The 18,211-nt window shown below is 36.6% G+C and carries 16 protein-coding genes and 1 pseudogene; 7 read left to right on the top strand and 10 right to left on the bottom strand.

Going from position 1 to position 18,211, the window contains the following annotated elements; all coding sequences use genetic code 11:
- Positions 1-30: 30 nt before the first annotated feature.
- Positions 31-1,167 (bottom strand): cysteine desulfurase family protein, encoded by a 1,137-nt coding sequence (locus tag OPR21_RS00915; RefSeq protein WP_077188296.1) that lies wholly within the window; start codon positions 1,165-1,167, stop codon positions 31-33.
- Positions 1,168-1,322: 155 nt separating this feature from the next.
- On the opposite strand from OPR21_RS00915, the gene OPR21_RS00910 reads away from it, so the two are divergent.
- Entirely contained in the window at positions 1,323-2,021 is a 699-nt protein-coding gene (locus OPR21_RS00910) for an alpha/beta hydrolase (protein ID WP_265030007.1), read from the top strand.
- Between the two features lie 238 nt (positions 2,022-2,259).
- On the opposite strand, the gene OPR21_RS00905 is transcribed toward OPR21_RS00910, so the two are convergent.
- Both OPR21_RS00905 and OPR21_RS00900 read right to left on the bottom strand, forming a co-directional pair.
- Positions 2,260-2,934: an ABC transporter ATP-binding protein gene (locus OPR21_RS00905; protein ID WP_265030289.1), complete on the bottom strand. Its 675-nt coding sequence runs from the start codon at positions 2,932-2,934 to the stop codon at positions 2,260-2,262.
- Positions 2,935-3,128: 194 nt separating this feature from the next.
- Entirely contained in the window at positions 3,129-3,578 is a 450-nt protein-coding gene (locus tag OPR21_RS00900; RefSeq protein WP_265030005.1) for a HesB/IscA family protein, read from the bottom strand.
- Between the two features lie 47 nt (positions 3,579-3,625).
- On the opposite strand from OPR21_RS00900, the gene OPR21_RS00895 reads away from it, so the two are divergent.
- The 3 genes and pseudogenes from OPR21_RS00895 to tnpC all read left to right on the top strand — a co-directional run bounded on the left by OPR21_RS00895 (position 3,626) and on the right by tnpC (position 7,391).
- Positions 3,626-4,825, top strand: a complete 1,200-nt coding sequence (locus tag OPR21_RS00895) for a deoxyguanosinetriphosphate triphosphohydrolase (RefSeq protein WP_065106726.1) — start codon at positions 3,626-3,628, stop codon at positions 4,823-4,825.
- On the top strand, positions 4,825-5,907 hold the full coding sequence (gene ribD / locus OPR21_RS00890; RefSeq protein ID WP_015589162.1) for a bifunctional diaminohydroxyphosphoribosylaminopyrimidine deaminase/5-amino-6-(5-phosphoribosylamino)uracil reductase RibD: 1,083 nt from the start codon (positions 4,825-4,827) through the stop codon (positions 5,905-5,907). The genes OPR21_RS00895 and ribD overlap by 1 nt, the downstream gene beginning before the upstream one ends.
- Before the next feature lie 112 nt (positions 5,908-6,019).
- Positions 6,020-7,391 (top strand): annotated as a pseudogene (gene tnpC / locus OPR21_RS00885) (IS66 family transposase).
- 143 nt (positions 7,392-7,534) lie between these two features.
- Here the strand turns inward: tnpC and rpe are convergent.
- Entirely contained in the window at positions 7,535-8,215 is a 681-nt protein-coding gene (gene rpe, locus OPR21_RS00880; RefSeq protein WP_077188290.1) for a ribulose-phosphate 3-epimerase, read from the bottom strand.
- A 102-nt stretch (positions 8,216-8,317) separates the two neighbouring features.
- Complete coding sequence (locus tag OPR21_RS00875) at positions 8,318-8,746, bottom strand: zinc-ribbon domain-containing protein (protein ID WP_265030004.1); 429 nt, start codon at positions 8,744-8,746, stop codon at positions 8,318-8,320.
- 75 nt (positions 8,747-8,821) lie between these two features.
- On the opposite strand from OPR21_RS00875, the gene dapD reads away from it, so the two are divergent.
- Positions 8,822-9,652 (top strand): 2,3,4,5-tetrahydropyridine-2,6-dicarboxylate N-succinyltransferase, encoded by an 831-nt coding sequence (dapD, locus tag OPR21_RS00870; RefSeq protein WP_265030003.1) that lies wholly within the window; start codon positions 8,822-8,824, stop codon positions 9,650-9,652.
- A 6-nt stretch (positions 9,653-9,658) separates the two neighbouring features.
- Here dapD and OPR21_RS00865 read toward each other — a convergent pair whose 3' ends face one another.
- Entirely contained in the window at positions 9,659-9,943 is a 285-nt protein-coding gene (locus OPR21_RS00865) for a DUF2610 domain-containing protein (RefSeq protein WP_007549418.1), read from the bottom strand.
- Complete coding sequence (locus OPR21_RS00860) at positions 9,944-10,315, bottom strand: hypothetical protein (protein ID WP_077188297.1); 372 nt, start codon at positions 10,313-10,315, stop codon at positions 9,944-9,946. It abuts the gene before it with no gap.
- 101 nt (positions 10,316-10,416) lie between these two features.
- Here OPR21_RS00860 and OPR21_RS00855 point away from each other — a divergent pair, with 101 nt between their 5' ends.
- Entirely contained in the window at positions 10,417-11,466 is a 1,050-nt protein-coding gene (locus tag OPR21_RS00855) for a class I SAM-dependent methyltransferase (RefSeq protein ID WP_265030002.1), read from the top strand.
- Between the two features lie 457 nt (positions 11,467-11,923).
- Here OPR21_RS00855 and terL read toward each other — a convergent pair whose 3' ends face one another.
- The 3 genes from terL to OPR21_RS00840 all read right to left on the bottom strand — a co-directional run bounded on the left by terL (position 11,924) and on the right by OPR21_RS00840 (position 16,561).
- Positions 11,924-13,375 (bottom strand): phage terminase large subunit, encoded by a 1,452-nt coding sequence (gene terL / locus OPR21_RS00850; RefSeq protein ID WP_265030001.1) that lies wholly within the window; start codon positions 13,373-13,375, stop codon positions 11,924-11,926.
- An 817-nt stretch (positions 13,376-14,192) separates the two neighbouring features.
- Positions 14,193-15,767, bottom strand: coding sequence for a penicillin-binding transpeptidase domain-containing protein (locus OPR21_RS00845; protein WP_265030000.1), 1,575 nt, complete (start codon positions 15,765-15,767; stop codon positions 14,193-14,195).
- The gene (locus OPR21_RS00840; protein WP_010962787.1) at positions 15,722-16,561 is read right to left on the bottom strand and encodes a polysaccharide deacetylase family protein; all 840 of its coding nucleotides are present in this window, start codon (positions 16,559-16,561) and stop codon (positions 15,722-15,724) included. The genes OPR21_RS00845 and OPR21_RS00840 overlap by 46 nt, the downstream gene beginning before the upstream one ends.
- 122 nt (positions 16,562-16,683) lie before the next feature.
- On the opposite strand from OPR21_RS00840, the gene OPR21_RS00835 reads away from it, so the two are divergent.
- Positions 16,684-18,192, top strand: coding sequence for a YifB family Mg chelatase-like AAA ATPase (locus OPR21_RS00835; RefSeq protein ID WP_213863007.1), 1,509 nt, complete (start codon positions 16,684-16,686; stop codon positions 18,190-18,192).
- The last annotated feature ends 19 nt before the right edge of the window (positions 18,193-18,211 follow it).

Here is an 18,211-nt window from a genome sequence, read left to right as displayed (position 1 = left end):
TATAGCTCCCTGCATGATATCACGTATTATCTATACCAAGGAGTTCTGCTTGTAGATATTATACCAACAATCCACTATTTTTTTTATGTCTTGTGGTTTAGTTTCTGGACCTATACTGATTCTAATTGAACACTCTGCTTGCTCTTTTGTTGCCCCCATTGCAAGCAAAACATGGGAAGGCTCAACTTTTCCAGAAGAACATGCGGAGCCATTACTAACTGCAATATGATTCAAGTCAAAATGCATAAGCTGCACATCACTCTTTACTCCTGGCATATAAATAAAACTTGTGTTTGGCAGCCTCTTAGAGTTTTTACCGAAGATTCTTATGTCACTGGCAAGATTTAATAATTCACACTCTAATTGATCACGTAGCTCCTTTACTTCATCCATTTTTGATAGAAGGTCTGGAATATTTTGCAGTGCAGCAGAAAGGCCTGCAATCGCAACAATATTTTCCGTACCACCACGAAATCCCTTCTCTTGTCCACCACCTATTATAATAGGTTCTATCGCAAGTTCTTTATTGAATATTAAAACTCCACTGCCTGCTACACCGCCAAATTTATGGGCGGATAAAGTGAGTAAATCCACTCCTAAATCTTCCATATTAACTTTAATTTTCCCAACACTTTGAGCAGTGTCAGTGTGGCAAATTGCTCCAAACTTGTGTACTATTTTAGCTATTTCCTCAATAGGTTGAATAACTCCGGTTTCGTTATTTGCCATCATAACTGAAACTATTGCTTTGTTTCCTTTAAGTTCGCTTAGAATTTTTTCTAGCTCTAAAAAGTCAACAATGCCCTCCTGATTAACAGGTATTATATATGGATTACATGCAGAATTAAGAATTGAAGGATGCTCTATAGCTGAAATTATATGCAGGTAGCCTGCTATTCCTCTCATAACAAGGTTATTCGCTTCAGTTGCACCAGACGTAAAAACTATTTCTTTATCACTTGAAACGCCAATAGCACCACGTACGTTATCTCTTGCATCCTGAAGAATCTTCCTCGCTTCTTGTCCTCTCTTATGTAGTGATGATGGATTGAGCGTTTGTTTTGACAAGACCTCAAATATACTTTTTTTTACATTTTCACTAATTGGAGCAGTTGCATTGTAATCAGCATATACGCAACCACTATTTTCTAAAGAGAATGGATTCATCTGTCACTTAAATAAGTTTACCATCAACTATAGCCATAACTATGTACGTTAGCTTTAACACGATAAAAAATTTATTGCAAAAACAGCGAAATTAATACATAATTAATAACTCACGTCATCAATACCTGTCAAGCAGGTTCTTATTAGGAGTTATCATGGTTGAAGTTTTTTTAAATAATGCAACAAGAAAGATAGAAGGTGAATACCACCAAAGCAAAGATGCCAACGCGCCGGTTGTGCTGGTTTTACATCATCATCCTCAATATGGTGGTAATATGGATAGTAAAATTGTACATAGTACATATACGTCTTTTATCGATAACAATTTTTCTGCATTGAAAATTAACTTTCGTGGTGTGGGAAAATCTACCGGAACTTTTGATAAGGGTATAGGAGAATTAACTGACGCTGCGGTAGCCATTGATTGGCTTCAGGAACATAATCCTAGCAATGTTCCAATTTGGATCGCTGGTTTTTCTTTTGGAGCATGGGTGGCTATGCAGCTAACAATGCGCCGCCCTGAGATAGTGGGTTTTATTGCTCTTTCTCTTCCGGTAACTAAGTACGATTTTTCTTTTCTTTCTCCCTGTCCAGTTTTTGGGCTTATAATACAAAGCAGTAATGATACAATCTCAGAAGAAAGCGATGTAACAGAATTAGCAAAAAGGTTGATAAATTCAGTAAGAAGTGATCACATGAAATACCATATAATAGATGATACTAATCACTTTCTAAAGGATAAAGAAGAGGAAGTGACTCAAATCGTGGACAATTATATAAAACTGCGCTTGAATAGTGCAACTATTTCTTTTCAAAAGGTCAAAAAAGAGGTAAGGGTAAAAGAATATGCCTAATCTTTACAAACAAGAGAAATGAGTGTAGTAATATAAATGAAAAGGTTTTGTTATGTTTAAAAAGCTATTATTTTTTGTTTTAGCTGTGTTTATGTTATCGGGGTGTTCCCTAAGTAAACAGCGTAAGTTAAAAAGTCCGTGTATAAAAAGCAATGAAAGCATTTCATGCGAGTTGTACTCTGTTAATGATCATTGGTTAGATAAGTATAAGGCATAGAAATTGTGCTATTTTTCCTATTCACAACTTCACTAATGATCGATCTCTCAATTGGAAAATGCAGTCTGCCTTTTCTGCAAGGAGATGATTGTGTGTTACTATAAGCATAGAGCTGTTATTTTCCTTTACGTATGAATGTAGCAGTAAAAACACGTTAAAAGAATTTGTTGGATCTAAGTTTCCTGTTGGCTCATCTGCAAGTAAAAGCTTTGGAGAATTTACAATGCTTCTTGCAATTGCAACTCTCTGCCTTTCCCCACCCGAAACTTCAGATACCATGCTACTTGCTTTGTTTTCCAGACTAAATTTTTCCAACATTGCTTGCGAATTTTTTTTTGCTTCAGCTTTGCTTTTTCCTGCAATGAGTTGAGGAAGCATAATATTTTCCAACACCGATAACTCTTGTAACAAATAGTGAAATTGATAAACAAAACTAAGAAAATTTCTTCTTACATGAGTTTTATGCTTATTACTGGCTTGTGTGCAATTTATTCCATCTATCGTAACTATACCTGAAGTTGGCTTATCCAATAAGCCTGCGATTTGCAATATAGTTGTTTTCCCTGCACCTGAATTGCCAATCAGCGCTACTACTTGCCCTCTTGTAACACTTAAGTTGATATCCTTTACAACAACAGAATTGTCCTTGAAGCTTTTATCTACAGAAGTTAGTTCTAGTGCTACATTACCACCCATGTTTAAAAGACCTATAACCATACAAATGTTGTGCTTGCATAGCAAATGATAGTGCATGACCAGTAAAAAAGAAATAGAAGAATAAACCTCAGTGTCAAGTATACAACTATATGAACGTTGTGACTTGAGAGCACCCTCCACCAGAGAAGAGTGTCATCCCAGTGTCAAGCACTGGGATGACATCAAATTTTTGACTAAACTGAGAAGCTGTTGCCACAACCACACTGGGATTTAGCAAAGGCATTCTTTATTTGAAAACCAGAACCACTGAGATCCTCAGTATAATCTATAACTGAGTTATTTAAAAATTTTGCTGAACAATTATCAACCATTAATACAGGATTGCCATTTTCATCATTAATTACTATATCTTTACCTTTTTCGCTAAAACTGGAGTGGCTTCTATAGTCCTCGCTTTCTTCATCATCTTCGTCATCAAACTCATCATCGTAATCATCGTCTTCATCATCCAAAGATAGATTTTTATTCATTTGATCCATAAGAAAATTGTATTTGAAGCCAGAACATCCACCACCTGAAACTGCAACCCGTAAAATGGAACTCTTATCCCCTTCCTGCTCTGCAAGAGAGTGGATTTTTTTTAGTGCATTATCAGTTAAGTTGATGTTGTAATTTGTTGACATAGTAACCACCGTTTATTATTGATAACTTATTATAGTAGAAATTTTACATGTCAAACAATAATTTTCTATTAAATTATGCATGTTTTCCAAGCAAAACAAAAGGGAGATACTTCAAAGAGCCAGAAGATGAGAATCGCAGCTGCTTTCAGCGTGATAGGGACCGTATCATTCACTCTAATGCGTTTAGAAAGTTGGAGTACAAAACACAAGTTTTTATCAATTATGAGCACGACTACTATCGCACTCGGCTTACTCATAGCCTTGAAGTTGCACAAATTGCAAGGTCCATTGCGCGTAGACTTGGCTTAAATGAGGATATCACTGAATGCATAGCGCTCGCACATGATCTTGGTCATCCTCCATTTGGTCATGCAGGTGAAGATGCTCTAAAGAAATCAGTTCAAGATTTGAATCTTGATAACGAGAAGTATGAGTTTGATCATAATGTTCAAGCTATAAGGATTTTAACTTATCTTGAACAAAAACATGCTGATTTTGATGGTATGAATCTAAGTTGGGAGGTGATTGAAGGAGTTGCAAAACATAACGGTCCCTTGCTTGGTCAAAACGCGGAGTCTTCTACAAGTAATCAGCTGTTATTAGAATACAACAAAAAATATGATCTAAAACTTGAAGAATTTTCAAGCATTGAAGCTCAAGTTGCTTCAATTGCCGATGATATTGCTTACAGTGTTCACGATCTTGATGATGCACTCAGGGCGAATTTAGTAACCATCGAAGATTTGCTGAATGTTCCTTTAATTGAAAAAATGTTTAAAGACATAAGGAGCAGATATTCAGAATTGCCTCAGAGCAAACTCATACATGAATCACTGAGTGGAACTATAGGAACTATGATAAGTGATGTTGTTTCTCAGACTGAAAGAAATATTGAAGATCACAAAATAAAAAGCGTAGAAGACGTAAGAAGTCTAAATAAAATGCTAGTCACATTTTCACCAGAAGTTGCGAATGCTACAAAAGAAATGAAAAGATTCAACATGGAGAAAATATACAGAAGCTATAAACTGAGTAGAACGATGAACAAAGCAAAACGCATAATACAGGAACTCTTTCAATGTTTTTATGAAAACCCAGGATTACTTCCCACAGAGTGGAGCAAACTCGCTTGTGAATCTCAGCGTTCGGTAATAATATGTGACTATATCTCAGGTATGACAGATAGATTTGCTATACACGAGCACAGAAGAATTTTTGATACCTCATACGAAATGACTTCTTTCTAATGACTGATGATCATTTCATGTCAATTGCATTAAGGCTTGCAGAAAAAAATCTTGGAAATGTTGCACCAAATCCTGCTGTCGGGTGTGTTATTGTAAAAGATGGTACAATTGTTAGTGAGGGATATACAGGGATTGGTGGGCGTCCGCATGCGGAGGTAGTCGCTTTGCAAAACGCTAAAGATTCAACTCATGGCGCAACTATATATATCACTCTTGAGCCATGTTGTCATCACGGAGTCACGGGGCCTTGCACTGCAAAAATCATAAAAGCTAGCATAAAAAGAGTAGTAATTGCAACTATTGACCCAGATAGTAGAGTTTCAGGCAGAGGCATGAAAGCTCTGAAAGAAGCAGGAATTGAAGTTGAGCAAGGTATTATGCAAAAAGAGGCAAAAGAACTGAATGTCGGTTTTTTCACCACTAAAGAATTACATAGACCATTTATAGCTTGCAAAGTCGCAACAACTCTTGACGGAAAAATCGCAACATTTACAGGCGATAGCAAATGGATAACAAGTGAAAATACGAGAAATTGGGTGCATGAGCTTAGAGCAAAATATGATGCAATTATGATTGGCAGCAATACTCTTATTAATGATGATCCACTCTTAACTTGCAGATTACCAGGACTTGGAAGTAGATCGCCAATAAGGCTAATTATAGATAGCCAAGGGAGATTAAAGGAAGAGCATAACATTGCAAAGACTGCAGACAAAGTAATAACTTGGGTCATCACAAATAAAGAAGTAGAGAAAAAAATAAAAAACATTAACTACTTAGTAGTTAATTCAAGCAACGCAGGTAAGGTTTGCCTAAAGGACATGGCATTAAAACTTGTTTCAGAAATTGGTATAACAAGATTATTAGTTGAAGGTGGAGGAGTGTTAATCACAGAACTATTAAAGTGTAATTTAATCGACAGGTTGATAATATGCCGCAGTGGTAAAATTTTAGGCAATGATGCCACTCCTTTTGTAGGAGATTTAGGGATTCAATTCATTAACAACTGTTATCAGTTTAAAAAAACAAAGATAATAGAGTTTAGTGAGGATATAGTTGAGGTTTGGGATAGGTCGTCATAATCCTTACATACTCAAACAGTAAAAAAAAGGTATCCGTTCAGCGGAGCGGTAAAATAAAAAGTAGACAAGGAGTGCTAAAAACATAATATCACAAGTAGTATGTGTGGTAAATATGTCTGATCTACTAGCTAGTCTTCTCAAGCTCTGTGAAAGCTTTAAAATAGAGATAGAGCAACTAAAAGCAGAGATAAAGAGGTTAGAGATAGAAAACGAAAATTTTAGATCTGAGAATAAGGCGCTAAGAATCGAAAATGCTGAATTGAAAGAAAGACTAGGTCTGAATTCACAAAATTCATCGATACCGAGCTCAAAAGAGTTATACAAGCTAAAGAAGAAAAAGAAAAAAAGTGACAGGAAAATAGGGGCACAGATTGGGCATGAAGGAAAGTATCGCCCTAAAATGGAAGCAGATGAAGTGGTGAAAATAGAGTTCTTGCGAGTGCGGAGGAGAAATTGCGATATCGAAAGAGCCATACATTCATCAAAAAGTTGATTTGCCAGAAATTAAGCCTTATGTTGTGGAATACCAATTACAGAATGGCCGCTGTTGCAAGTGTGGAAAAAGAAAAAGTAGCAGGCTACTAGAAGGTGTTACTGCGGATACATTTGGTCCAAAAGTTAAGTCAACAATCGCGGCGCTGAGCGGATTTTACAAGAACTCGAAAAGAGAAGTAGCAAATATTATAAAAAATATTTTCAACCTGGACATCAGTGTTGGTAGCGTGTCAAATAGCGAGGCTAGAGTTGCAGAAAAATGCCAAGAAGCATATGAGCAAATCGAGCAAGAAGTAAGTAAAAGTGAAGTTCTGCATATCGATGAAACGAGCCATTATAACAAAGGTAAACTTGGTTGGTGCTGGATGTTTGCCAGTAATACAGCAAGTTTTATAAAATTGACAGAGTCAAGAGGAATGAAGGTTTTACAAAATAGTAAGTTCTGCAATCGCAATAGCTTACGACAGGTACGCAGCATACAACTACTTTGCCGATAAGAACAGGCAAATCTGTTGGGCACATTTATCAAGAGATTTTGAAAGATTAGCACATAGTTGAAGTTAAAGTTCTGGGCTGTTACTTAAGAAACGTAGCCACTGAATTATTTGCACTAAAAAAGGCCTTGCTAAAAAATGAGATAGATGTTTTTAGATTTACCAGACGTGCCAGAAAATTGCGAAAACGTACAAGGTATTACTTGAAGCCGTTTACCTGAAGCAATTGGAGCTTCTCGAGTTGCAAAAAATATTTTGAAATCTGAAAGAATAATGTGGAATTTTTTAGATGACCCAGAAAACATTCCGCTGACAAACAACCATGCTGAACAGCAGATACGGCATTATGTCGTTTATCGCAAAAATTCATATTTTACCCAATCGAAGCGGGGAAATGCATTCCTTGAACGGATAATTTCATTATACTTGACATGGAAACAAAGGGGTCTCAATCCTTTCCAAAACCTCTTATCTATCATCTCTCACACCGCTTAGCTGAACGGATACAACCCAAGAAAGGTTTTTCTACGTCATACCGCCACGGTATCTCAGCATAGATTCCGCTAACGAGTAGCGGAATGACGAATTTGTTGTTTTTCAAATTGTAGGTAAACCTAAGCCACTTTAGCTATATAGGGTCACAACGATGGATTTTTAAGATCATTTACGGCCTTCTTAATATCTTCAGCCTTGAATATCGCCGATCCCGCAACTAAAATATCTGCACCTGCTTTTATTATATCAGCTGCGTTAAAAGAGTTAATTCCACCATCTACTGAAATTTGTGTTTTAAGGTTACGCTCTTGTATCATTTTTTTTATAGTAGATATCTTGTTCAACTGTGAATGAATAAATTCCTGCCCTCCAAAGCCAGGGTTGACTGTCATAATCAGCACAATATCTAGCTCATGTATTATATATTCAAGCACACTTGGGGAAGTTGAAGGAACAATTGAGACTCCAGCTTGAATCGGTTTTTTTGCGTCGTTTACATTTTTGTATGACTTTATCTTTCTTATCAACCTCTCAAGGTGTATCTCTGCTTCTGCATGTACAGTAATAATATCAGCACCAGCATTTATAAAGCTTTCAATGTGGTTACCAGGAGATTTGACCATTAAATGCACATCAAAAGGAAGATTGCTGTATTTACGTATTGCAGAGACAACGCTAGAACCAATTGTAATATTTGGAACGAAATTCCCATCCATAACGTCTATGTGTATGTAATCTACACCTAAATCGCTAATTTTTCTTACTTCTTCTCCTAATTTTGCAAAGTCTGCTGAAAGTATAGAAGGTGCAATTTTAATACTCATGAGCTGCCTTTTTTACTAAAAAATAACTTATTTTTAAACTCTGTCACCCTAAACACCATCTAAGTAGCTAGAGAAGCTGGATACCGATATCGGTATGCCTATTTAACTAGATCTTAAATTAGATAAAAAAAGGTAGTCTTGATAAAACTTATTTACAGCAAGTTTTTTTACATTTGGACTTTCTGTTTGTTCTTTTTTGTACCCTAATTTATAGCTTATTGAATCCTTGTATAAACTGATCGTTTTGTATGCTTTGTTCATCTCTCTAGGAAAGATGCCATTAGCAATTACAATGCATAACCCTGTAGCTGTTGCAAAAGCTAGAGTGGTAAATGCTAGATTTTGTAAAAAATTCCTTCCACTAACTTTTTTTTCCTGTATATTAGCAGAGTGCGATTTGTCTGACACTTCTTCTAGATATTCATGCCATATGTGATTGCAGTGCGTACATTTTACCTTTCTTCCAGACGCACCAATTTGCTTAGGAGATACTAAGTAAGTCTTAGTACAATTATAACATTGTATTTTCATAGTACTTACGTATAAAGTAGTAACAAGCTTAAATGATACAGAGCTACAAATTTAATATCAATATATATATAACAAATGGAAGGTTTGCAACTAAAAAAAACACAGAGTGAGATAAAAGATATTTGGAAAAATAGAGAAAAATTTAATGACTGTAATCTAAAGAAAACAGCAAGAATAGCAATTAAAGAGGTAATTGAGCTCCTTGATAGTGGCAAAATTAGAGTAGCAGAAAAGCTATCAAGTGGAGAATGGGTAGTACATAAGTGGATAAAGCAGGCAATATTATTACATTTTCTCACCGAAGAAAATAAAATAATAGATAATACTAATTGCTGGTTTGATAAGATCGGTAACAAGTTTAGTGAATGGAATGAGGAGAAATTTCGCCGGTTAAAAATTAGAGCAGTTCCTGGGTGTTTTGTTCGCCGATCTGCTTATATAGGTACAAATGTTGTTCTAATGCCAAGTTTTATCAACGTTGGTGCATATGTTGATTCAGGAACAATGATAGATACCTGGTCAACGATTGGTAGCTGTGCGCAAATAGGAAAAAACTGTCATATTTCCGGTGGAGTGGGAATAGGTGGAGTTCTTGAGCCTATTCAAGCTTCACCTGTCATTATAGAAGATAATTGCTTTATTGGAGCACGTAGCGAAGTGGCTGAGGGTGTGGTAGTGAGAGAAGGATCAGTCCTTGGCATAGGCGTGTTTATTGGGGCATCAACAAAGATTATTGATAGAGAAACTAGCAAGGTATTTTATGGCGAAGTGCCACCTTATTCTGTAGTGGTACCAGGGTCTATTCCATCTCAAAATAACATTTCAACCTATTGTGCAGTCATAGTAAAAAAAGTGGATGAAAAGACGAGATCGAAAATCTCTATAAATGAAATATTGAGGGATTAAACTATCTCACTGCTTGTCGTCACTTTTTTTATCATTGTTACTAACCACAGTAATGGCATACGCGCATAACTCTGAGAAAGAGACTCCATTTTCTTGAGATAGTTTATATAATTTTTGTAGACTTTCTTTTACTTTATTAGGAATATTCCCTCCACGTTCTTTTACAAGCCAGGAATCTTGATGATGAATTGGATGAGCATCACTTTTTGGATTTCCTATGTATATTGCAAAAGGTGAACTTTGTCCTTTGAAGTCACATTGTACAGTAAATTTTTTTATAGATTCAGCCATCTAAAGACCTCTACTTTTCTTTTTGGTCGATTTTATAGCAGGTGGAAGAGGTGGTTTCTTTATAAAATCTTGTCTATTGACAACACTTTCTCTACCTTCCAAAGCTCGGCGAACATCAGCTCTGCTTAATTGCGACTCTTTTGCTACCTTCATTCCATGCTTTGCCATAATATTAGCATATGCTAGTACTTTTTTTACCAATGCTAGATCACCATCTAGCATTTGAACTAGCACTTGAAACACTTCCGCTAAAGTTAGCCCATCAGCATTTATAACCTTGTTTTCTATAAAATTGACAGCTTCTTCAAATTTGTATTCAATACTATCATCTTGAGCTATAAGGGCAACATAATCGGTGTTTTTGTCGTCCATAACTGAAGCACTATTACTCACAAACTTAAGTGTATACTATATATATAAATACTCTACTATTTTATATTATGGCACGCTATAGTTAAACATTTATTAATAACATGCTCACTTATATACACGAATTAATTGACAAAAGTCAAGGATCAATATCCATCAGTGATTTCATGAATGCCGTTTTGTACCATGAAAAATACGGCTATTATACAAGTAAATTACCGCTTGGTAAGGATGGTGATTTTACTACCGCACCTGAGATCAGCCAATTATTTGGTGAAGTAATTGCAGTTTGGATAATGCATACATGGGAAAAATTAGGAAAGCCATCAAAATTTTCTCTAGTTGAACTTGGGCCAGGCAAAGGAACACTCATTCACGATATAATAAGAGTCACTAAAAAATACAGCAGCTTTTTTAATTCGATGTTGATCCACTTAGTTGAAATAAGCCCTACTTTACGGAAGATACAAAAGGAAAAATTAAAAAGCTTAGATGTTAATTGGCACAAAAATATTGACAACCTACCAGAACAACCAACCATTTTTTTAGCAAATGAGTTCTTTGACGCTCTTCCGATAGATCAGTTTGTATATCATGATGAGGGGTGGTATGAAAATATGGTGACAAAACAAGATGATGGCAGTCTCTTGGTGTCATGCCAGTGCGTGACACTGGAATCCAGAAAAAAAGAATCATGGACTCCAGTGTCAGCTACTCAGATGACAAATGGAAAATTTTTTAATGGTGCAGTGGTGGAAATATGTTCAGTTGGGGTTGAAATGTTAAAAAAACTTGAGAAGAAGATATATAATAATAAAGGAGCTGCTTTGATTGTAGATTACGGTTATGTATACCCCGCATATAAGAGCACTTTGCAATCGATAAAACAACATAAGTATGCTAATTTTCTTGAGAATGTTGGTAATAGTGATATTACCGCACTTGTGAACTTTCAAGCGTTAAGAGATTCATTAAAGCATGTAGATTGTGAGATTTTAACTCAAAGGGAATTTTTATATCTTTTTGGCATAAAAGAAAGAACCCAGGCTTTAATGAAAAGCGCAAGTGATGAACAAAAGAATAGGATCTTTAGTGAATTCTTAAGGTTGACTGAAAATATGGGCACTCTTTTTAAAGCAATGCTATTGATATAGCTAACCCAAGAAAGGTTTCCCTACATCATACCGCCGCAGCGCTAACGAGTAGCGGAATGACGAATTTGTTGTTTTTCAAATTGTAAGTAAACCTAAGCCACTTTAGCTATAGCATAGCTAAAGTAATTTATGTTATTGGGTAAGTTAAAAATATGATATAAATAAGATAGGAGGGAGCTACTCACTATAGGAATAGAGTTGTGCACGACCCACAACTGTACGAACATTTGTTTGCGAAGAAATGTTATAGCTGGTTTTGCCTCAAACACAAAGATGTCATACGAGTAGCTGGCTACTTGGATCCAGCCTTTCCATCCAAGACGGCAGTGCCCAGACACTGGAATAACAGCATTCCTACGTCATACCGCGATTCATTCGCGGTATCTCTAGATCCCGCTAACAAGCAGCGGGATGACGGTTGTCTCCTAGCTGTCATCCCAGTACTGGTAGACTCAAATCACAATGCTCGTATAGCTGCAACCCTGGAGGTACTGTTTCTCACCCACTGGAGATATTGCACGGTACTATCTACTTGATCATCGTGTCGAGTTTCAGGAAACATTAAAATCTCATACTCAAAATCGTTCAGCCATACTGCTTGATGTGGCAGAAAAACCTTGCCAGACTCTATAATCGGAACAATTTGATGAAATCGAGTGAGCTTGTCATCATGTGGCACTATTTCAATAATCGGTAAATCACTGTTTGTCTTTAGCTCTTGCACCAATTGTTGACCACTTGTTTTTGCTTCGATTAAAATTGCGTGTGGCGTCCATCTTGCAGCTAGTGACAAAACCTGTTCTTTAAGCTTTGGATACTCAAGCTTTGCGCGATATACGTCGAGTAAATAGAATTTATTATCTATTTTTGCCCAGGTGGTGCAGACACTAAAGTTGCTCATGTTACTTGTTGGAACCGCAGTATCCCAACTTTGTGTTATATGCGAGAGATTATCAGGAAATTTTTTATAGCGTTTCAACCACTCTGGTTTAATTATACCACTTGAAAGCGGCAGAGGGTTTTGTTGATATTGAGCAGCAAAAGCGTAACTCCCAAGTTCAGCTTTTATTATCTCAACTTCTTCTTTTCCTCCATCGAGGGGATATAGCAACTGACCTTCTTCTCTTGAATATAATATCCTTACAGGTGACGCTGGTTTATTATATAATCGCCTGGTCGCACAGTGCTGAGCTACTCGGATGACAGGAACGGGAGGCATTGGCTTTTTGATTGAATAAATAACCTGCTTATTTTCAGAAATCATTGGCAAACAAATATGATGCCATATGTTTTTTGGCTTGGAGAGAAGGTGTCCAGTTAAGTCCTCCTGGTGTAGCCTGTGCATTACAAGAACGATGACTCCTTTTTTTCTATCGTTCAGCCTGGTTACTAAAGTCTGATCAAACCAGTTTGTGGCACGCTTTCTAAGCGTTTCACTCAAAGCTTGAGCAGAACTGAGCGGATCGTCCACAATGATAAAATCACCACCTTCACCAGTTAGTGTTCCTCCAACTGATGTTGCAATTCTGTATCCTCTCTGCACTGTTTGAAATTTATATTTGGTATTCTGGTCTTTGGATAGTTCTATCTCTGGAAATAGCGCTCTATACCAACTAGACTGCATCACGCACCTGGTGTCGAGCGAGTGCTTTTCGCTGAGCCGCTGAGAATAACTTGCAACTATTATTCTCGCAGTTGGTTGGTTTCCCAGTATCCATGCGGGCCACGCAACACTAGCGCACAGGGATTTCATTGAACGCGGAGGCATATTGAATATTATTCGTTTCACTTCACCAGCGCTCGCCGCTTCCAGCCTATCTGCTATGACTTTTATATACTGATAATCGTTATACTCACACCCCGGCACTACCGTTTGAAAGCACAGTTCAATGAATTTTAGAAAGTTCATGATATAATGTTGAAACCAGCGCGTAACGCTGGGATGACGAATTACTTAACCATCATTACACCGTCATACCGCGATTCATTCGCGGTATCTCTTAACATAGATCCCCTACTATACCTTAACATAGATCCCGCTAACAAGCAGCGGGATGACGAATTACTTAACCATCATCTACACCGTCATACCGCGATTCATTCGCGGTATCTCAGCCGCTAACAAGTAGCGGAATGACAACAATCCTACGTCATACCACCGCGGCGCTAACAAGAGATCCCGCTAACAAGCAGCGGGATACTTAGGGATGACGGTTGTTGTTTAGCTATAAATATTAAGGAATTTACCAAATGAAAAAAAAGGCAAAAGAAACCCTGGGGTTATTATCCGCTTTAAAATATTGGCGTTTTTTATGTTTTAAACGCTTGACAAGCGAGATTCAGCCGCTTTTAATTGCAACTAACTTACGCTGCAAATGTTTAAGAAATTTACTAAGCAGAAAAAAAGACAAAGAATCCCCGAGTTAGCTAGTCTTTTACTATCTCTGTCGAGTATTGGCATTTTTTGATGTCTTGTAACGCTTTATAAGCGCGTTCAGCTTATTTAGATAAAAATCTAGATGTAGATGAAGTTTTGTAAAGACATACAGTATCTATATACTGCAAAAAATTAAACATAAGACGCCGATACATTAAGTAATCCTTACCTTTTAATCTGCAGATTGGCGAAAGCAAATACAATAGCTTCAGTTTCATGATAAGGGGGCTGGCGAAGGGTGTCAAGTAAGTTTTTTCGTTTCTATTCCCAATAAAAGTTTGTTATATGGTTATGCAAGAAGTTTAATACTCATAGTTTCAAGCATATACTGAAATATTTCATTAGCTATAGCAACATCTTGGCGTGGGGCTTTGCCGTGTTCTATAAACACAGAGATTGCATAGCGCGAGTTATGGTAAGGGCCATAGGCGATAAATAACTTATGACTTTCGCCCTTAGAGTTTATCTCTGGTGTACCGGTTTTACCGGCAATTTGTATACCGCTTAGCCCTTTCTTATAGGTTCCAGTTTTAGAATTCACCACATCAAACATAGCTTTTCGAACTATGCTAAGATGCTCACAATCCACATCAATATCGGGAAAATCTTGTATCGTTTCATTCATCTTAATGCGGGGAATTACCTCTTTTCCTGTTGCAATCCTCGCTGCAAGAACTGCAAGCTGTAGTGGTGTTGTAAGCATATACCCTTGTCCTATAACTAAGTTGATAGTGTCACCTAAATACCACTGCGAATATAGCTTTCGTGTACGCCAATCTCTATCTGGCAACAACCCTGGAGCTTCTTCTTTAAACGTTCCAATCAGTGGCCCACTTCCAATACCAAATTTTCTGGCCATTTCTACTAGAGAGTCTACACTTATTTTTTTCCCTATATTATAAAAGTAAGTGTTGCATGATAATGCCATTGCCTCATTTAAAGATACATACCCATGGACTTTGCTTTTCAGACAACGAAATTTCCGCTCACCTATTTTCATATAGCCCTTGCACGAGAATTTCTCTTCTGGTGTTATTATCCCGTCTTTTAAACCCGCAAGCGCAACTATTACTTTAAATATTGAACCAGGTGGAATTTGATATGATAACGCACGATTCACAAGCGGTAATGAAGGAGCATTCAAGTTTTCCCAAGTCTCATTTGATAGCCTGCTAGCAAAAAGATTATTATCGTAAGAAGGTGAATTATATAATGCTAAAATTTCTCCATTATTTACATCAATTACCACTGCGGAGCCTTGGTGATCTTTAAATACCTCTGCGGTTTTCTCTTGCAGATTAATATCAATTGTCAGTTGTACATCTTGTCCGTCTTGTTGTGGTATGCTTGATAATTCTTTTATGACGCGTTTTTTAGAATTTATTTCCTGCTCAGATTTTCCTGACTTGCCTTTCAATATATGATCATATGTATATTCAATACCGCTGATTCCTACTTCGCTTATGCCTTGCTGTCTTTTTGTATATCCGATTACATGAGAACACATTGAACCAAACGGGTAATAACGTTTATAAAGAGCAGTTATTTTTTCTGACGATTTTGCTATTTTAGACTCTACTTCTGATAATGTCTGCAAATCAACTTCCTTACCAGAACCATCAAACAAAACAACATACGAAATTTTGTTTACCGCAAGTTCAATGCTATTCCTATCTAAAATTTTGCCCCGCTTAGGCATAATAGTAGCAACTCTTATTCTATTACTATTAGATAGTGCTTCGTACTTTTGTCTGTTTCGTATTTGTAAATTATATAACCTGCAACTAAAAACCGCGGAAATGGTAAGCTGAATACCACCTAATATGAATGCTCTGCGGTTAAAGACTTTGTTTTTTGTCCACATAACATTCCTTCAAAACACACTTTTTTCCCCTCTTTTATTGTTACACTTCTGGCTTTTACCGTATTACAAACCCTTTTTTCCCACTCACTTAAGGTCACAAACTTATAACCTGATTTTTTTAGTATTTTAATAATATGAGGTAAAGCTTCAATTGTGTTTGACCTGTTATTGTGATCATGAAACAGTATAACTGCTCCATTATGTACATTACTTAAAACTCTTTCAACTAAAGTTTCTGGCTTATCACCTTGCCAATCTAGCGAATCAACTGTCCATAATATTGAATACATATTTAATTGATCAGTATTTTCAATCAGATTATCGTCATAACATCCATATGGCGGACGAAACCATTTTACATCTTGTTTTATTGCATTTTTAATTGCTGTATTTGTCTTTTCCAATTCTTGCAATTGTTCCTCACTTGAAAGTGATGTCAACTTCCTATGCGACCAAGAGTGATTGCCTAACTCATGACCTGATTCATGAATTTTCTTTACTATTTCAGACGTTTTTTCATTTATACGTTCACCAAGCACAAAAAATGTTGCTTTTGCTTCATAGCTTTCCAGAACATTAATAATATCGTTTACTCTATTGTTAGACGGTCCATCATCAAACGTAAGCGCAACAAACTTATCGTCGTTATTCAATAATTTTTTTATATTACTTAAATTTCTATATGATAGATCTAGATTACAACTGAGCCCACAGTATGGTAAATTAAAATTACAATCACTACAAAAAGCCGTACTTGAATATAGTAAGAAAAAAGTGATTATCCTTATAAACATTTGTAATCAGCAAAGTGATAGAATACTACACTTTTTTGCTAAGTTAAGCCATCTTTAATTGCTGTAGCCTTTACTTCATCGCTTCTTTAATATATTGTATTAACAATTTTATATAATATATTATGATTGCAAATATAAATACCGTTGCGCTTCAGGGAATTAGCACAGTAAATGTCAATGCACAAATTCATATGGCAAATGGTATTCCAGCTTTTAATATTGTTGGCTTGCCGGATAAAACTGTTGCAGAATCCAGAGAGCGCATCAGAGCAGCGTTAAATTCAATCAATCTACTACTACCTCCAAAAAGAATTACAGTTAATCTCTCCCCTGCGGATTTGCTGAAAGAAGGCAGTCATTATGACTTGGCTATTGCTATTGGACTACTTGTTGTAATGAATGTGATACCAGTTGAAAAAGTTCAGTCTTATATAATCATGGGTGAACTGGCTCTTGATAGCAGAGTTATTCCAGTTTCAGGTGTGCTGCCAACAGCAATTAATGCAAAAAAGGACAATAAAGGAGTAATTTGCCCGAGAGGAAATGGTGTAGAAGCTGTATGGGTGAAGAATGTTTCAATTCTGGCTATAGAGAAATTAACTGATATTATCAGACACTTTAAGGGTGAGCAATTAATTCAGCCAGTAATTTTTAATTATAGTGATGCACCCAAAGAAAAAAGATTGGTTCCCGATATGAAGGATATCAAAGGCCAAGTTGTTGCAAAAAGAGCAGCTGAAATTGCAGCAGCAGGTGGGCATAATATGCTTCTTGTTGGCCCTCCTGGTACTGGAAAATCAATGCTTGCTAAGCGCTTTATAGGATTGCTGCCTGATTTAACCGAACAGGAGATGATTGATGTTAATATTATTTCCAGCATAACAAAAACTGGTAATGAAATATTCAAAGTAACTCGTCCCTTTCGTGAACCTCATCATTCATGCTCTATGCCAGCGATGATAGGGGGAGGAAAGAATGCAAAACCTGGAGAAATTACCATGGCTCACAATGGCGTGTTATTCCTTGATGAGTTGCCAGAATTTCCAAGACTTGTGCTTGATTCTCTGCGCCAACCACTTGAAGATAGAAAAGTTACCGTTGCAAGGGCAAATGCTCACATAACCTACCCTGCAAATTTTCAACTGATTGCTGCAATGAACCCTTGCAGGTGCGGTTATTTAGGTGATGCAAGCAGATCGTGCAACAAAGCTCCAAAGTGTGGCACAGATTACAAAAACAAAATATCAGGCCCATTGCTTGATAGAATAGACATATGCATTGAAATGCCAAACGTTAGCATACTCTCTCCTGAAATCTCTGTGGAGGGAGAAAGTACTAAAATCATAAGAGAAAGAGTGATAGCAGCAAGAAAAGTTCAAACTGAGCGCTATAGTGAATTAAATATTCGTTGCAATTCAGAAGTAAGCGGTGAAGCATTTAATAAATTTACTGAACCAGATCAGGCAGGGTTAGAATTGCTAAAATACGTACTGAAAGAAAATTACATTTCCAATCGAGGCTACACACGCGTATTAAAAGTTGCAAGAACTATTGCAGATCTTGCAAAAAGTGAAGAAGTAAAAAGAGCACACATTGCTGAAGCGCTCAATTACAGAATAAAGGTATATTAAAAAATTAGTTTACTTGACA

It is taken from the genome of Wolbachia endosymbiont (group A) of Philonthus cognatus, assembly GCF_947251755.1.
GTDB classification, from domain to species: Bacteria; Pseudomonadota; Alphaproteobacteria; order Rickettsiales; family Anaplasmataceae; genus Wolbachia; species Wolbachia pipientis.
The sequence above is the reverse complement of the archived record's forward strand: the minus strand, read 5'-3'. Positions and strand labels throughout refer to the sequence as shown.

Coding starts and splice junctions, on each gene's coding strand:
- OPR21_RS00875 (WP_265030004.1), bottom strand. CDS start 8,746: ATGAAAATACAATGTTATAATTGTACTAAGACTTACTTAGTATCTCCT.
- ribD (WP_015589162.1), top strand. CDS start 4,825: ATGACTGATGATCATTTCATGTCAATTGCATTAAGGCTTGCAGAAAAA.
- OPR21_RS00835 (WP_213863007.1), top strand. CDS start 16,684: ATGATTGCAAATATAAATACCGTTGCGCTTCAGGGAATTAGCACAGTA.
- OPR21_RS00910 (WP_265030007.1), top strand. CDS start 1,323: ATGGTTGAAGTTTTTTTAAATAATGCAACAAGAAAGATAGAAGGTGAA.
- OPR21_RS00915 (WP_077188296.1), bottom strand. CDS start 1,167: ATGAATCCATTCTCTTTAGAAAATAGTGGTTGCGTATATGCTGATTAC.
- OPR21_RS00900 (WP_265030005.1), bottom strand. CDS start 3,578: ATGTCAACAAATTACAACATCAACTTAACTGATAATGCACTAAAAAAA.
- OPR21_RS00840 (WP_010962787.1), bottom strand. CDS start 16,561: ATGTTTATAAGGATAATCACTTTTTTCTTACTATATTCAAGTACGGCT.
- OPR21_RS00845 (WP_265030000.1), bottom strand. CDS start 15,767: ATGTGGACAAAAAACAAAGTCTTTAACCGCAGAGCATTCATATTAGGT.
- OPR21_RS00865 (WP_007549418.1), bottom strand. CDS start 9,943: ATGGCTGAATCTATAAAAAAATTTACTGTACAATGTGACTTCAAAGGA.
- terL (WP_265030001.1), bottom strand. CDS start 13,375: ATGAACTTTCTAAAATTCATTGAACTGTGCTTTCAAACGGTAGTGCCG.
- rpe (WP_077188290.1), bottom strand. CDS start 8,215: ATGAGTATTAAAATTGCACCTTCTATACTTTCAGCAGACTTTGCAAAA.
- OPR21_RS00905 (WP_265030289.1), bottom strand. CDS start 2,934: ATGGGTGGTAATGTAGCACTAGAACTAACTTCTGTAGATAAAAGCTTC.
- OPR21_RS00855 (WP_265030002.1), top strand. CDS start 10,417: ATGCTCACTTATATACACGAATTAATTGACAAAAGTCAAGGATCAATA.
- OPR21_RS00860 (WP_077188297.1), bottom strand. CDS start 10,315: ATGGACGACAAAAACACCGATTATGTTGCCCTTATAGCTCAAGATGAT.
- OPR21_RS00895 (WP_065106726.1), top strand. CDS start 3,626: ATGTCAAACAATAATTTTCTATTAAATTATGCATGTTTTCCAAGCAAA.
- dapD (WP_265030003.1), top strand. CDS start 8,822: ATGGAAGGTTTGCAACTAAAAAAAACACAGAGTGAGATAAAAGATATT.